The organism is Streptomyces sp. DSM 120436 (genome assembly GCF_055778765.1).
This window is the reverse complement of the sequence record NZ_JBSKBS010000002.1, coordinates 1437782-1451950: the sequence shown is the minus strand read 5'-3', so window position 1 is coordinate 1451950 and position 14169 is coordinate 1437782. Positions and strand designations below refer to the sequence as shown.

The window sequence follows — 14169 nt, the reverse complement described above, 5'->3', positions numbered from 1 at the left end:
GGCATGGCAAGCGGCATTCAAGTGGAGGGACCCGCGGTGGCAGCAGCACCAGTCTGGAGTGTCGACCCCCGAACCGGGAAGCAGCGTGAACAGGTCGCGGTGGAGGCCACGGCCCCGGAGGTGGACGCCGCCGTCCGGGCCGCGCACGACGCGCGCGAGGCGCTCGCCGACCGCACCGTCCGCGCCGCCTTCCTGCGCTCCGCCGCCGACGAACTGGAAGCCGCCCGTGACCGGCTCGTCGAGGCCGCCGACGCCGAGACGGCGCTCGGCCCGGTCCGGCTCACCGGTGAACTCGCCCGCACCTGCTACCAGCTGCGCGCCTTCGCCGGCATCGTCGAGGAGGGCGCCTTCCTCGACGTCGTCATCGACCACCCCGACGACACCGCCACCCCGCCCGTCCCCGACCTGCGCCGCTACCGGATCCCGCTGGGCGTCGTCGCCGTGTACGCGGCGTCCAACTTCCCGTTCGCCTTCTCCGTGGCCGGCGGCGACACCGCGAGCGCGCTGGCGGCCGGCTGCCCCGTCGTCGTCAAGGCCCACCCCGACCACCCCGCCCTGTCGGAGCTGGTCGCCAGGGTGATCCGGCGGGCCGCCGCCCGGCACGCGGTGCCCGACGGGGTGCTCGGCCTGGTGCACGGCTTCGACGCCGGGATCGAGCTGATCCGGCACCCGCTGGTCGCGGCGGCCGGCTTCACCGGCTCGGTCCGCGGCGGCCGCGCCCTCTTCGACGAGGCCGCCGCCCGGCCCGTGCCCATCCCGTTCCACGGCGAACTCGGCTCGCTGAACCCGGTCGTGGTCACCGAGGACGCCGCCGCCGAACGCGGCGAGACGATCGGCGCCGGACTGGCCGGCTCGATGACGCTCGGCGTCGGCCAGTTCTGCGTGAAGCCCGGCCTGGTCCTCGCCCCCGCCTCCACGGCCGGCGACGCGCTGCTGAAGTCGCTGACGGACGCGGTCAGCGACACCGACCCCGGCGTCCTGCTCGACCACCGCATGCGCGACAACTTCCTCGCCGGGGTCACCGAGCGCGCCCAGCTCCCCGACGTGGAGTCCCCGGTGACCGCGGGCGCGGGCGGCGAGCACACCGTCAGCGCCGGCTTCCTCACCGTCCCGGCCGAGCGGCTGACCCGCGAGGGCGAGCACGACCTGCTGCTGGAGGAGTGCTTCGGACCGGTCACCGTGGTGGCCCGCTACACGGACGAGAGCGAGGTGCGCGCCGTGCTGTCCCGGCTCCCCGGCAACCTCACCGCGACCGTGCACCTGTCCTCGCAGGAGGCTGCGGGCCGGGGCCGCGGGGCCGAACTGGTGCGGGAGCTGACCCCGCTCGCCGGACGCGTCCTGGTCAACGGCTGGCCGACCGGCGTCGCCGTCGCCCCCGCCCAGCACCACGGCGGCCCCTACCCGGCGACCACCTCCACCTCCACGTCCGTGGGCGGCACCGCCATCGAGCGCTGGCTGCGGCCCGTGGTCTACCAGGGCGCCCCCGAGGCGCTGCTGCCGCCGGAACTGAGGGACGACAACCCGCTCGGGCTGCCCCGCAGGTTCAACGGCCGCCTGGAGCGCTGACCCCCGCTCACCCGCCGGCCGCGCTCCCGGCCCGCGACGCGGGCCGGGAGCGCGGCCCGCACCCGGTTGTCGCAGCCGGCTCGGTCGGCATCCGGCCGGCGTACGTCTTCGCCGTGGCCTCGCTCCTGTGCGGCCGGGCCCCGGCGTCCGCGTTCGACAGCCCCTCCCCGAGGAGCGCCGGAGCCTCGAGCTCCCGCCCGGTGAGCGCGGACAGACGACGGCGCGCGTCCTCGCCGCGCGCCGTCGCCCAGGCGGTCGCCCCGGACACCTTCCACGGCCGCTGAGCGGACCGGCCGTGCGGACCGGCGCACCGCCTGGAACAATCCCGCCATGGACCTCGACCTACCCGAACTCCCCTTCCCGCTGCGGACCTACGGCCCTGACGGCTCCTGGTCCTACGAGGACGGCGTCCTCACCGGCCGGGCCGGACCGCGGCAGGACCGCTTCGTGCCGCCCACCGGCGAGTCCCTGGAGCCCGCCGCCGACGCGCCCCGGCTGCTCGGCGCGCCCGAGGGGGACTTCCAGCTCATCGCCCGCGTCACGGTCGGCTTCGCCGCCGCCTTCGACGCGGGGGTGCTCCACGTCCACGCCGGCGAGCGGGCCTGGGCCAAGCTCTGTCTGGAGTACTCCCCGGACGTGCCCACCGTCTGCACGGTCGTCACCCGGGGCCACTCCGACGACGCCAACTCCTTCACCGTGGACGGTGACACCGTCTGGCTGCGGGTGAGCCGCACCGGGCGCGCCTTCGCCTTCCACGCCTCCCGCGACGGCGAGCGGTGGACCTTCGTCCGCCTGTTCACCCTCGGTGACGAGAAGGAGACCGGGGCCGCCCTGGCCGGGTTCGCGACCCAGTCGCCGACGGGGGAGGGCTGCGTGGTGACCTTCGACCACATCGAGTACCGGCCGTACTGGCCGCCGGACCTGCGCGACGGAAGCTGAGCGGGGCCCGTCCCGCGCCGGGGAATGCCGACCACTGCTTGAACGTTCATCCGGCTGCGGAGGGAGTCTCCGCAGCCGTACGACCCTGGAGAGAGCCGGCCCATGCGCGTCGAGATCTGGAGCGACATCGCCTGCCCCTGGTGTTATGTCGGAAAGGCCCGTTTCGAGAAGGCGCTGGCCTCCTTCCCGCACCGTGACGGGGTCGAGGTGGTGCACCGCTCCTTCGAGCTGGACCCGGGCCGCGCCAAGGACGACACCGAGCCCGTGCTCACGATGCTCACCAAGAAGTACGGCATGAGCCAGGCGCAGGCCGAGGCGGGCGAGGACGACCTGGGCGCCCAGGCCGCCGCCGAGGGCCTGCCCTACCGCACCCGGGGCCGCGATCACGGCGGCACCTTCGACATGCACCGCCTGCTGCACTTCGCCCGCGAGCACGGCCGCCAGGAGAAGCTGCTCGACCTGCTCTACCGGGCCAACTTCGCCGAGGAGCGCTCCCTGTTCGGCGACGACGAGCGGCTCGTCGAACTCGCCGGCGCCGCCGGCCTCGACACCGATGCCGCCCGCCGGGTGCTCGCCGACCCGGAGGCGTACGCCGCCGAGGTGCGCGCCGAGGAGCAGGACGCCGCGCGGCTCGGCGCGCGCGGGGTGCCGTTCTTCGTGCTCGACCGGAAGTACGGCGTCTCCGGCGCCCAGCCCGTCGAGGTCTTCACCCGGGCACTCACCCAGGCCTGGGGCGAGCGCGCGCCGCTGACCCTCGTCGACGGCGGCACGGACGCCGAGGCCTGCGGCCCGGACGGGTGCGCGGTGCCTCAGAGGTAGAACGCGCAGGCCGGGGCGTATCCATAAGCATTCCTTAGCGGTACCGCGCAGAGATATGCCATGGACGGGGAGGGGGCGGAGCCGCAGAGTGGTCCCATGGAGACCTTCGAGAGCCTCGTCCGCGCCGAGTTCACCCCGAAGAACACCTATCTGAACACCGCGAGCAGCGCCCTGCTGCCGGCCCGTACCGTGGCCGCGCTCGACGCGGCCGCCCGGCTGCGCGCGGAGGGGGGCGCGCTCGACGGGCTGTTCGCCGACGTCGAGGCGTGCCGTGCCGCCTACGCCCGGATCGCGGGCGTGCCCGTCGAACGGGTGGCGGCCGGGGCGACCGTCGCCCTGTACTCCTCGCTGGTCGCCGCCTCCCTGCCGCCGGGCGCCGAGGTCCTCACCGCGGAGGACGACTTCACCTCCGTGCTCAACCCCTTCCACGCACGCGGCGACCTCACGGTGCGGGCCGCGCCGCTGGACGGGCTGGCCGACGCCGTGCGGCCGGGCACCGCGCTGGTCGCGGTCAGCGCCGCGCAGTCCGCCGACGGCCGGATCGCGGACCTGCCCGCGCTGCGCGAGGCGGCCCGGTCCCACGGGGCGCGCACCTACGTCGACTTCTCCCAGGCGGCGGGCTGGCTGCCGGTGGAGGCCGACGCGTACGACTACAGCGTCGCCATCGCCTTCAAGTGGCTGCTGGGCCCGCACGGCGCGGCCTTCCTCGTCGTCCCCGAGGACTTCGGGGACCTCGTCCCGGTGCAGGCCGGCTGGCGCGCGGGGGAGGACCCGTGGGGCAGCTGCTACGGCCCGGTCACCGAACTCGCCCGCTCGGCGCGGCGGTTCGACACCACACCCGCGCTGTTCAGCTACGCGGGGCTGCGGGCGTCCCTCACGCTCCTCGAGGAGATCGGCGTGGACGCCGTCCGCGCCCACGACCTCGCCCTCGCCGACCGGTTCCGCGCGGGACTCGCCGAGCTGGGACACAAGCCCGTGCCCGCGCCCGGCTCGCCCATCGTGTCCGTGCCGGGGCTGGGGCGGCTGCAGCCGGAGCTGGCCGAGGCGGGCATCCAGGTGTCGGACCGCGCGGGCCACCTGCGGGCGTCCTTCCACCTGTACAACACGGTCGCCGACGTGGACCGGCTGCTCGACGCGCTGTCCGGCTGAGCGCACGGCAGCGGGCCGGGCCTCCTTGTCCCACACGAGGAGGCCCGGCCCGCGGTCGGTGAGGCGGTGCGCACACGTCACCGCCGTGCGTTCCTACTTCACCGGGGTGAAGTCCCGCGCCCCGATGCTGTGTTCACCGGGGGGCGACCCCCGGACCCCCGGCCGGGGGGGTCACCGGACGGGAGTGAAGTCCCGCGCCCCGATGCTGTGTTCACCGGGGGGCGCCCCCCGGACCCCCGGCCGGGGGGGTTCACCGGACGGGGGTGAAGTCCCGCGCCCCGATGCTGTGTTCACTGGGGGGCGCCCCCCGGACCCCCGGCCGGGGGGGTTCACCGGACGGGGGTGAAGTCCCGCGCCCCGATGCTGTGTTCACTGGGGGGCGACCCCCGGACCCCCGGCCGGGGGGGTTCACCGGACGGGGGTGAAGTCCCGCGCCCCGATGCTGTGTTCACTGGGGGGCGACCCCCGGACCCCCGGCCGGGGGGGTTCACCGGACGGGAGTGAAGTCCCGCGCCCCGATGAACTCGGGGCGGCGGATCGGGGCGGCGAAGGGCTCGACCGCCGCGTTCTCGACGCTGTTGAACACGATGAACACGTTGCTGCGCGGGTACGGCGTGATGTTGTCGCCGGAGCCGTGCATGCAGTTGCAGTCGAACCACGTCGCCGAACCGGGCTTGCCGGTGAACAGCTTGATGCCGTACTCCGACGCCATCTTGGTCAGCGCCTCGTCGGACGGCGTTCCCGCGTCCTGCATCTGCAGGGACTTCTTGTAGTTGTCCTTCGGCGTGGCGCCGGCGCAGCCGAGGAACGTCTTGTGCGACCCCGGCATGATCATCAGACCGCCGTTGGTGTCGTAGTTCTCGGTGAGCGCGATCGAGACCGAGATGGTGCGCATGTTCGGCAGACCGTCCTCGGCGTGCCAGGTCTCGAAGTCCGAGTGCCAGTAGAAGCCGCTGGCGCCGAAGCCGGGCTTGACGTTGATCCGCGACTGGTGGACGTACACGTCCGAGCCGAGGATCTGCCGGGCCCGCCCGACGACCCGCTCGTCGCGCACCAGGTTCGCGAACACCTCGCTGATCTTGTGCACCTCGAAGACCGAGCGGATCTCCTTGGACTTCGGCTCGACGATCGAGCGCTCGTCCGCGCGGATCTCCGGGTCGTTGACCAGCCGCTCCAGCTCGCGGTGGTACACCTCGACCTCGTCCGGGCCGATCAGCTGGTCGACGGCCAGGAAGCCGTCGCGGTCGAGCGCCTGGAGGTCAGTCGCGGAGACGGGACCGGGGGTGTCCGGGGAGCCCCAGACGACCGGGTCCTTTCGGGGGGTGACCACCTCGGTGGTACCGCGGGTCGGGTAGAGATCGGTGACGTGCGTGGTCGTGGTCACGGTGACTCACACCTCCTCGGTGAGCAGCGGGTAGACGCCGTTCTCGTCGTGGTCCTCCCGTCCGGTCACGGGCGGGTTGAAGACACAGATGCAGTGGAAGTCCTCCTTGACCTTGAGCGTGTGCCGCTCGTGGCCGTCGAGGAGGTACATGGTGCCGGGAGTGATGTGGTAGGTCTTCCCGGTCTCGCGGTCGGTCAGCTCGGCTTCGCCCTTGGTGCAGACGACCGCCTCGATGTGGTTCGCGTACCACATGTCCGTTTCCGTGCCCGCGTACAGGATCGTCTCGTGCAGGGAGAAGCCGACCTTCTCCTTGGCGAGGACGATGCGCTTGCTCTCCCACGTGCCGGACGCCGATTTCACGTGCCGGTCGGTGCCTTCGATCTCCTTGAACGAACGGACGATCACGGTGTTGCGATGCCTCCTCGGCTGGGGGGTGTGTGTCAGGCGGTCTCCCGGACGGCGCGGGCGAGGACGGTGAGGCCCTCGTCCAGCTCGTCCGGGGTGATGGTCAGGGCGGGGAGCAGTTTGACGACCTCGCCCTCCGGGCCGGACGTCTCGATCAGCAGCCCGAGCTCGAAGGCGCGCCGGGCGACGCGGCCGGCGCGCTCCTTGTCGTGGAACTCCAGGCCCCACACCAGGCCCCGGCCGCGGTACTCCTTGACGTCGGCGAGGTTCTCCTCGGTGATGGCGGTCATCGCCTGCTCCACCTGCTCGCCGCGCTTCCGGGTCTGCTTCTCCATCGCGGAGCCGTCCGCCCAGTACGCCTCCAGGGCGGCGGTGGCCGTCACGAACGCGGGATTGTTGCCGCGGAACGTGCCGTTGTGCTCGCCCGGCTCCCAGACGTCCAGCTCCGGCTTGAACAGGGTGAGCGCCATGGGCAGCCCGTAGCCGCTGATCGACTTGGAGACGGTGACGATGTCCGGCGTGATGCCCGCCTCCTCGAAGGAGAAGAACGCGCCGGTGCGGCCGCAGCCCATCTGGATGTCGTCGACGATGAGCAGCATGTCCTGGCGTTCGCACAGGTCGGCCAGCGCGCGCAGCCACTCGGGCCGCGCCACGTTGATGCCGCCCTCGCCCTGCACGGTCTCGACGATCACCGCGGCCGGCTTGTTGAGGCCCGAGCCCTGGTCCTCCAGGAGACGCTCGAACCACAGGAAGTCCGGGACCTGGCCGTCGAAGTAGTTGTCGAACGGCATCGGCGTGCCGTGCACCAGCGGGATGCCCGCGCCGGCCCGCTTGAAGGCGTTGCCGGTCACGGCGAGCGAGCCCAGCGACATGCCGTGGAAGGCGTTGGTGAACGACACGATGGCCTCGCGGCCCTTCACCTTCCGCGCCAGTTTCAGCGCGGACTCCACGGCGTTGGTGCCCGTCGGGCCCGGGAACATGACCTTGTACGGCAGGTCGCGGGGGCGCAGGATCGCGTTCTGGAAGGTCTCCAGGAACGCGCGCTTGGCCGTCGTCGACATGTCGAGACCGTGGGTGACGCCGTCCCGCTCCAGGTAGTCGATCAGCGCGCGTTTCAGGACGGGGTTGTTGTGGCCGTAGTTGAGTGAGCCGGCTCCGGCGAAGAAGTCGAGGTACTCGTGGCCGTCCTCGTCGTACATGCGGCTGCCGTGCGCACGGTCGAAGACGGTGGGCCAGCCGCGGCAGTAGCTGCGCACCTCGGACTCGAGGGTCTCGAAGACGCTGAGGTCGGGCTGGGTGATGGTCACGACGAATCGCTCCTCGGTGGCGTGGGAAGTCAGAGGGAGTCGGAAGATCGGGGGGCCGGGCCGGCCCGTCAGAAGGCGAACGGCCCGATGCGGTACAGAACCTCGGGGTCGTGCGGTCCGTCGGGGAACTGTCCGGTGTCGAACAGCACCTCGCGCTCCAGCAGGGCGCCGTGACGCTCCGCGAACGCGGTGAACAGGCGCTCGGAGGCCGTGTTGCCGGGAGCGATGGTGGTCTCCACGGTGTCCACGGCGTGCTCCGCGGCGGTCCGGGCGGCCAGGCCGTCGAGCATGGCGGCGGCCAGGCCGCGGCCGCGGTGCGACGCGTCGACGGCGACCTGCCAGACCAGCAGGGTGCGCGGGCTGTCCGGGCGGAGGTAGCCGGTGATGAAGCCCACCGGCTCTCCGCGCTCGTCGCGAGCGACGGCCGAGGTGGCGGCGAAGTCACGGCACCACAGCAGATAGCTGTACGACGAGTTCAGGTCGAGGACCTTCGAGTCCCTGGCTATCCGCCACAGCACGGCTCCGTCCGCCACGGTCGGGCGGTCGATTTGCAGGTCTGCTTGTGCGGCAGTCATGCGAATTGAACTTACCCAGGTAAATTCAAAATTGCATCGTCCTGCGGGGTTACGTACGAGCGCGAGATATGTTATCGCGCGAGCGGACGGGTCTGCGCGAGGGGTTGGCGAAATGCCCCGCTATGATGCGGATGAAGAGGGATGAATCGGGCGCGATGTGGAACCGGTCACATCTGTGTAACTCTCGTGACCGCGCCCGGAATCGTCCGGTAGCCGATCCCTGGATCGGGGTGTTTAGGGTTCGGAGAAGCGGGCAGAAGAAGACGGGAAGCTGCTCCGTAAAGTAATAGGGAAATAAGCCGGGTAATGTCGCAGGAGTATCTGTGCGAGGGATTTCGATAATCCCCTGGAATTCACGCTCCGGTCACTCCGTCGATGCGTTCCCGCAAGAGATCGGCGTGACCGTTGTGGCGCGCGTACTCCTCGATCATGTGGACCAGCACCCAGCGCAGGCCGACCTCCGTGCCGGCCAGTGGGCCGTCGGCGATCCGTCCGGTGCCGTCCAGGGGGCGCCCGGCGCACAGCTCCCTCCCACGGGCGATCTCCCGCCGCCACACGGCGAGCGCCTCGTCGATCCCGCGCGCGGGCGCCAGCGCGAACCCGGTCCCGTCCTCGTGCACCGCCGGCACGTCCTGACCGGCGGCGATCCGCTGGAACCAGTTCCGCTCCACCTCCGCCATGTGCTGCACCAGCCCCAGCAGCGTCAGCCGCGACGGCTCGACCGCCGCGACCCGCACCTGCGCGTCGTCCAGGCCCGCGCACTTCAGCGCGAGCGTCGACCGGTGGTAGTCGAGCCAGCTTTCGAGCATGGCCCGCTCGTCCCCGGTGAACCGGGGGACGGGCCGCCCGTCGGGGAGACGCGGGGGCGCGGGCACGGACGAGGAGGCGTCGGCACACATGCGGGGAGCATGACACGGGGGCGGGCCGTGTCACCCGGCCCACCGGACGGTTCCGGCCCCGGGCAGTCGCCCCGCCGTCCCTCGGGCCGCACGTCGGCCGCTCCGAGCTCTCCTGGCCGCGCGTCGGTCGCTCCGGCCTTCGCAGGCCGCGCGTCAGCCCCCGGCCTTCGCAGGCCATGCGTCAGCCGCTCCGAGCTTTCCTGGCCGCACGTCAGCCCCCGGCCTTCTCAAGCCGGCGGGGCACCTTCCCCGTCGGCCACAGCCTCCGCGCCTACCGCCAGGCCCGTTCCGCCGCCGTGAGGGCCGCGGGCAGGTCGACGGACAGCCCCGCGTCCGTCAGGGCCGTCGCCACGGCGGTGAGGCAGGCGCGGACCGTGTGCCGGGTCGCGTCGGGGCCGTAGTGGTTGACGCGGACCATCTCGCGGGCCAGGGCGCCGCCGCCCGCCGCGAGGGGGAGGTCCGGGTCGGCGGCCAGGGCGCGGGCGACCAGGTCCGAGGCGGTGGTGCCGGACGGCGCCCGCAGGGTCGTCGCGACGGGCGCCGCGTCCCCCGCGTCATGGACGTACGGCGCGATCCCGCCGCCGAGCGCCAGCGCACCCGCCCGGGTCGCGGCGGCCGCCGCGGCGTGCCGCGCCATCACCGTCTCCAGGCCCTCCGCCTCGATCCGCTCCACGCACGCCTCCAGCGCGAGCATCTCCAGCTGCGCCGGGGCGTGCGGCAGGGCCTTGCGGCCGCCGTCGATCCACCGCTCCTTCCAGTCGAGGAGGGAGAGGTAGGAGCGGCGCGGGGCGTTCGGGTTCGCCGCCATCCGGGCCCAGGCCCGCTCGCTCACGGAGACCGCCGAGACGCCGGCGGGCCCGCCCATCGCCTTCTGCGCCCCGATGACGCACAGGTCCACGCCCCACGCGTCCGGCAGTACCGGCTCCGCGCCCACCGAGGCGACCGCGTCCAGGTAGAACAGCGCGCCGTGCTCCCGGACCACCTCGCCGATCGCGGCGACCGGGTTGGTGTTGCCGGTGGCCGCCTCGGCGTGCACCAGCGACACGAAGTCGATCTCCGGGTGCTCCGCGAAGGCGTCCCGCACCTGCCCGGCGGTCGCCGCCGTGTGGAACGGCACCGCCAGGTCGACGACGGTGGCGCCGCAGTCCCGCAGCCAGTCGCCGAAGGTCTGCCCGTAGGGGCCGGTGATGACGTTCAGCGCGGTCGTCCCGGGCCCGGCCGCCGCACGGATCGCGCCCTCCAGCGGCAGCAGCGCCTCACCCTGGGTGATCACGACGTCCTGTCCGGTGCCCAGCAGCCGTGCCACCCGGTCCTCGATCGAGGCGAAGCGCGCGGCGCTCAGCGGGGGCAGGTCGAGGAGGAGGTTCGTCACGGCTGTGCTCTCTTTGCTCATGCTTCACGGCGGCGCGGGTAGGTACGACGACGTCGAGGGTAAACCTTCGGCGGACGGTTCCGTTCCCCCGACAGGAGGCTCCGTGAAGACGCTTCTCGGCCGCAGGACCCGGGTCCTGGCCGCCACCACCGCGACGGCCGGGATGATCCTCCTCGCCGCCTGCACCTCCACCGACGACGGGGGCGGCGGGTCCACGACCGCGGCCGGCGGGGTCGAGCTCGTCAAGGCGGGGCAGCTCACCACCTGCACGCACCTGCCGTACCCGCCGTTCCAGTCGGAGATCGACGGCGAGGTGCAGGGCTTCGACGTGGCCCTGATCGACCTGGTCGCCGAGGACCTCGGGGTGGAGCAGCAGATCCTCGACACGCCGTTCGAGAACTTCAAGACCGGCGCCTTCCTCAACTCGGGCGAGTGCGACCTGGCCGCCGCCGGTATGACCATCACCGAGGAGCGGAAGAAGAACGTCGACTTCTCCGACCCGTACTTCAACGCCACCCAGGCCGTCCTCGTCGACAAGGACAGCGGCGTCAGCTCCCTCGCCGACGTCAAGGCCGAGAACGTCAAGCTGGGCGCCCAGGCCCAGACCACCGGCGAGGACCACGTCAAGGGCGAGGGCTTCGACCCGGTCTCCTTCGAGTCCTCCGACGCCGTCCTCAACGGCCTGCGCACCGGCCAGGTCGGGGCCGTCGTCATCGACTACCCCGTGGTCCAGGGCTGGCTGAAGGACGAGGCCAACGCCGACGCCTTCACGGTCGCCGAGCAGATCGACACCGGCGAGCAGTACGGCTTCACGGTCAAGAAGGGCAACACCGCCCTGCGCGAGGCGGTGAACAAGGCGCTCGCGGACGCCAGGGCCGACGGCACGTACAAGAAGCTCTACGAGCAGTGGATCGGCCCGTACGACGAGTCCGCCGCCTCGCCGGCCACCTCCTGACCCCCATGGCCGACACGGAGAAGACGCCGCTCCAGCCCCGGCGGAAGGGCCTGACCCGGCGGCAGAAGCGCAGTGTGTCGCGCGGCATCCAGTACGCCGTGTTCGTCGCGGCCGTGACCGCGTTCGGCGTCACGGCCGACTGGGGGCGGCTGCAGAACCAGTTCGCGCAGGTCGACATCGCCGAGCGGATGTTCCCCGAGGTCATCACGCTCGCGTTGAAGAACACCGTCCTCTACACGGTGACCGGCTTCGGCGTCGGGCTCGCGCTCGGCATGGTCATCGCCCTGATGCGGCTGTCGTCCGTCGGCCCCTACCGCTGGCTGGCCGGCATCTACATCGAGATCTTCCGCGGCCTGCCCGCCCTGCTGATCTTCATCTTCATCGGCGTCGCCGTCCCGCTCGCCTTCCCCGGCACGGAGATCGTCGGCGGGACGTACGGCAAGGTCGCCCTCGCGCTCGGCCTGGTGGCCGCCGCCTACATGGCGGAGACCATCCGGGCCGGCATCCAGGCCGTGCCCAAGGGACAGATGGAGGCGGCCCGCTCGCTGGGCTTCTCGCCCGCCCGCGCCATGGTGTCGATCATCATCCCGCAGGCCTTCCGGATCATCCTGCCGCCGCTCACCAACGAGCTGGTCCTGCTGTTCAAGGACTCCTCGCTGGTGCTGTTCCTCGGCGTCACCCTGGAGGAGCGCGAACTGTCCAAGTACGGCCGCGACCTGGCCAGCCAGACCGCCAACTCCACGCCCATCCTGGTGGCCGGTCTGTGCTACCTGCTGATCACCGTTCCGCTCGGCTTCGTCGTGCGCCGCATGGAGGCCAAGGCCCAGGAGGCCGTCAGGTGAACCGCCCCGAGATCCGCGTCAGCGGCCTGCACAAGTCGTTCGGCGACAACCACGTGCTGCGCGGCATCGACCTGGAGATCGGCCAGGGCGAGGTCGTCTGCGTCATCGGCCCGTCCGGGTCCGGCAAGTCCACCCTGCTGCGCTGCGTGAACCTCCTGGAGGAGCCCAGCGAGGGCCAGGTCTTCGTCGGCGGCACCGAGCTGACCGACCCGGACGTCGACATCGACGCCGTACGCCGCCGGATCGGCATGGTCTTCCAGCAGTTCAACCTGTTCCCGCACCTGACCGTGACCGAGAACCTCACGCTGCCGCAGCGCCGGGTGCTGCGGCGCGGCAAGGCGCAGGCCGCGAAGGTCGCCGCCGAGAACCTGCGGCGCGTGGGCCTCGCCGAGAAGGCGGGCGCCTACCCGTCCTCCCTCTCCGGCGGCCAGCAGCAGCGCGTCGCCATCGCCCGCGCGCTCGCCATGGGCCCCGAGGTGATGCTGTTCGACGAGCCGACCTCGGCGCTCGACCCCGAACTGGTCGGCGACGTCCTCGCGGTGATGCGGATGCTCGCCGACGAGGGCATGACGATGATGGTCGTCACCCACGAGATGACCTTCGCCCGCGAGGTCGCCGACCGGGTGGTCTTCATGGACGGCGGCGTGATCGTCGAGGACGGCGCCCCCGAGCGGGTCATCGGCGCGCCGCGGCACGAGCGCACCCGCCACTTCCTCTCCCGGCTGCTCGACCCCGCCATGGCGGAGGTCGAGGAGGAGACCTCGGACCAGGTGGGGAGGCCCGGCTGACGCACAACTAGGGTGCGCTCCATGAGCGAACGCGCGGTGCTGCACGTGAAGGGACGGATCCTCGTCGGCCCGGACGAGGTCCGCGACGAACTCTGGGTGGTCGACGGGCGCATCTCCTACGACCGTCCCGCCGGGGCCCGTGACCTCCGGACCGTCGACGGCTGGGTGCTGCCCGGTCTGGTCGACGCCCACTGCCACGTGGGTCTCGACCGGCACGGCGCCGTCCCCGCGGACGTCGCGGAGCAGCAGGCCCTCACCGACCGGGACGCCGGCGCGCTGCTGCTGCGCGACGCCGGCTCGCCGTCCGACACCCGCTGGACCGACGAGCGCGAGGACCTCCCGAAGATCATCAGGGCGGGCCGGCACATCGCCCGCACCCGCCGCTACATCCGGAACTACGCCTGGGAGGTCGAGCCGGACGACCTCGCGGCGTACGTCGCCCAGGAGGCCCGGCGCGGCGACGGGTGGGTCAAACTGGTCGGCGACTGGATCGACCGCGACCTGGGCGACCTGTCGGCCTGCTGGCCGCGCGGCGCCGTCGAGGCGGCGATCGCCGAGGCGCACCGGCTCGGCGCCCGCGTCACCGCCCACTGCTTCGCCGAGGACTCCCTGCGCGACCTGGTCGAGGCCGGCATCGACTGCGTCGAGCACGCCACCGGTCTGACCGACGAGACGGTCCCGCTGTTCGCCGAGCGGGGCGTGGCGATCGTCCCCACCCTGGTCAACATCGCCACCTTCCCCGCGCTCGCCGACGGCGGCGAGGCCAAGTTCCCGCGCTGGTCCGCCCACATGCGCCGGCTGCACGAGCGCCGCTACGACACCGTGCGCTCCGCGTACGAGGCCGGCGTCCCCGTCTTCGTCGGCACCGACGCCGGCGGCTCCCTCCTGCACGGGCTCGCCGCCGAGGAGGTGGCGGAGCTCGCCAAGGCAGGCCTCCCGCCCGTCGAGGCCCTCGCGGCCGGCACCTGGAAGGCCAGGGCGTGGCTCGGCCGCCCCGGTCTCGAGGAGGGCGCCCCGGCCGACCTGGTGGTCTACGACGCCGACCCGCGCGCGGACCTCCGGGTGCTCACCGGTCCGCGCCGGGTGGTGCTGAACGGGCGCGTCGTCGCGTAGGGCGCGCCCGCCGGTGGGGCCCCGGAGGGTGACGGCGGGGCACTGTGCGCCGCTGC

At 72.5% G+C, this 14169-nt stretch carries 14 protein-coding genes and 1 pseudogene; 8 read left to right on the top strand and 7 right to left on the bottom strand.

Annotation, left to right across the window (positions count from 1 at the left end):
• The first annotated feature begins 36 nt into the window (after window positions 1–36).
• The gene (locus ACWH4W_RS28670) at window positions 37–1566 is read left to right on the top strand and encodes an aldehyde dehydrogenase (NADP(+)) (RefSeq protein ID WP_473078707.1); all 1530 of its coding nucleotides are present in this window, start codon (window positions 37–39) and stop codon (window positions 1564–1566) included.
• Window positions 1567–1589: 23 nt separating this feature from the next.
• Here ACWH4W_RS28670 and ACWH4W_RS28665 read toward each other — a convergent pair.
• A pseudogene (locus tag ACWH4W_RS28665) lies at window positions 1590–1825 on the bottom strand (helix-turn-helix domain-containing protein); the annotation flags it as partial.
• 71 nt (window positions 1826–1896) lie between these two features.
• On the opposite strand from ACWH4W_RS28665, the gene ACWH4W_RS28660 reads away from it, so the two are divergent.
• The 3 genes from ACWH4W_RS28660 (at window position 1897) to ACWH4W_RS28650 (ending at window position 4473) form a co-directional block, all read left to right on the top strand.
• Window positions 1897–2505 (top strand): DUF1349 domain-containing protein, encoded by a 609-nt coding sequence (locus tag ACWH4W_RS28660; RefSeq protein WP_473078706.1) that lies wholly within the window; start codon window positions 1897–1899, stop codon window positions 2503–2505.
• A gap of 102 nt (window positions 2506–2607) precedes the next feature.
• Entirely contained in the window at window positions 2608–3324 is a 717-nt protein-coding gene (locus tag ACWH4W_RS28655) for a DsbA family oxidoreductase (RefSeq protein ID WP_473078705.1), read from the top strand.
• A gap of 96 nt (window positions 3325–3420) precedes the next feature.
• Complete coding sequence (locus ACWH4W_RS28650; RefSeq protein ID WP_473078704.1) at window positions 3421–4473, top strand: aminotransferase class V-fold PLP-dependent enzyme; 1053 nt, start codon at window positions 3421–3423, stop codon at window positions 4471–4473.
• Between the two features lie 487 nt (window positions 4474–4960).
• Here ACWH4W_RS28650 and thpD read toward each other — a convergent pair whose 3' ends face one another.
• From thpD to ACWH4W_RS28620, 6 genes are all read right to left on the bottom strand, one after another.
• A complete protein-coding gene (thpD, locus tag ACWH4W_RS28645) occupies window positions 4961–5857 on the bottom strand; it encodes an ectoine hydroxylase (protein WP_473078703.1) in 897 nt (298 codons plus the stop codon).
• Between the two features lie 6 nt (window positions 5858–5863).
• The gene (locus ACWH4W_RS28640) at window positions 5864–6262 is read right to left on the bottom strand and encodes an ectoine synthase (protein ID WP_473078702.1); all 399 of its coding nucleotides are present in this window, start codon (window positions 6260–6262) and stop codon (window positions 5864–5866) included.
• A gap of 35 nt (window positions 6263–6297) precedes the next feature.
• Complete coding sequence (gene ectB, locus ACWH4W_RS28635) at window positions 6298–7569, bottom strand: diaminobutyrate--2-oxoglutarate transaminase (protein WP_473078701.1); 1272 nt, start codon at window positions 7567–7569, stop codon at window positions 6298–6300.
• A 68-nt stretch (window positions 7570–7637) separates the two neighbouring features.
• Window positions 7638–8144 carry a diaminobutyrate acetyltransferase gene (gene ectA / locus ACWH4W_RS28630; protein WP_473078700.1) on the bottom strand — a complete coding sequence of 169 codons (507 nt, stop codon included), beginning with the start codon at window positions 8142–8144 and terminating at the stop codon, window positions 7638–7640.
• Window positions 8145–8497: 353 nt separating this feature from the next.
• Window positions 8498–9043 carry a DinB family protein gene (locus tag ACWH4W_RS28625; protein ID WP_473078699.1) on the bottom strand — a complete coding sequence of 182 codons (546 nt, stop codon included), beginning with the start codon at window positions 9041–9043 and terminating at the stop codon, window positions 8498–8500.
• 271 nt (window positions 9044–9314) lie between these two features.
• Entirely contained in the window at window positions 9315–10415 is a 1101-nt protein-coding gene (locus ACWH4W_RS28620) for a pyridoxal-phosphate-dependent aminotransferase family protein (RefSeq protein ID WP_473078698.1), read from the bottom strand.
• Between the two features lie 103 nt (window positions 10416–10518).
• Here ACWH4W_RS28620 and ACWH4W_RS28615 point away from each other — a divergent pair, with 103 nt between their 5' ends.
• From ACWH4W_RS28615 to ACWH4W_RS28600, 4 genes are read left to right on the top strand one after another with little or no spacing between them, the layout of a single operon-like run.
• Window positions 10519–11370 (top strand): transporter substrate-binding domain-containing protein, encoded by an 852-nt coding sequence (locus ACWH4W_RS28615; RefSeq protein ID WP_473078697.1) that lies wholly within the window; start codon window positions 10519–10521, stop codon window positions 11368–11370.
• A gap of 5 nt (window positions 11371–11375) precedes the next feature.
• Window positions 11376–12212 carry an amino acid ABC transporter permease gene (locus ACWH4W_RS28610; RefSeq protein WP_473078696.1) on the top strand — a complete coding sequence of 279 codons (837 nt, stop codon included), beginning with the start codon at window positions 11376–11378 and terminating at the stop codon, window positions 12210–12212.
• Window positions 12209–13000 (top strand): amino acid ABC transporter ATP-binding protein, encoded by a 792-nt coding sequence (locus ACWH4W_RS28605; RefSeq protein WP_473078695.1) that lies wholly within the window; start codon window positions 12209–12211, stop codon window positions 12998–13000. The genes ACWH4W_RS28610 and ACWH4W_RS28605 overlap by 4 nt, the downstream gene beginning before the upstream one ends.
• 21 nt (window positions 13001–13021) lie before the next feature.
• The gene (locus ACWH4W_RS28600) at window positions 13022–14113 is read left to right on the top strand and encodes an amidohydrolase family protein (protein WP_473078694.1); all 1092 of its coding nucleotides are present in this window, start codon (window positions 13022–13024) and stop codon (window positions 14111–14113) included.
• Window positions 14114–14169: the final 56 nt, after the last annotated feature.

Excerpts from the sequence above, each read along its gene's own strand:
- ACWH4W_RS28625 (WP_473078699.1), bottom strand. The coding sequence starts at position 9,043 with ATGTGTGCCGACGCCTCCTCGTCCGTGCCCGCGCCCCCGCGTCTCCCC.
- ACWH4W_RS28600 (WP_473078694.1), top strand. The coding sequence starts at position 13,022 with ATGAGCGAACGCGCGGTGCTGCACGTGAAGGGACGGATCCTCGTCGGC.
- ACWH4W_RS28655 (WP_473078705.1), top strand. The coding sequence starts at position 2,608 with ATGCGCGTCGAGATCTGGAGCGACATCGCCTGCCCCTGGTGTTATGTC.
- ACWH4W_RS28660 (WP_473078706.1), top strand. The coding sequence starts at position 1,897 with ATGGACCTCGACCTACCCGAACTCCCCTTCCCGCTGCGGACCTACGGC.
- ectA (WP_473078700.1), bottom strand. The coding sequence starts at position 8,144 with ATGACTGCCGCACAAGCAGACCTGCAAATCGACCGCCCGACCGTGGCG.
- ACWH4W_RS28610 (WP_473078696.1), top strand. The coding sequence starts at position 11,376 with ATGGCCGACACGGAGAAGACGCCGCTCCAGCCCCGGCGGAAGGGCCTG.
- ACWH4W_RS28650 (WP_473078704.1), top strand. The coding sequence starts at position 3,421 with ATGGAGACCTTCGAGAGCCTCGTCCGCGCCGAGTTCACCCCGAAGAAC.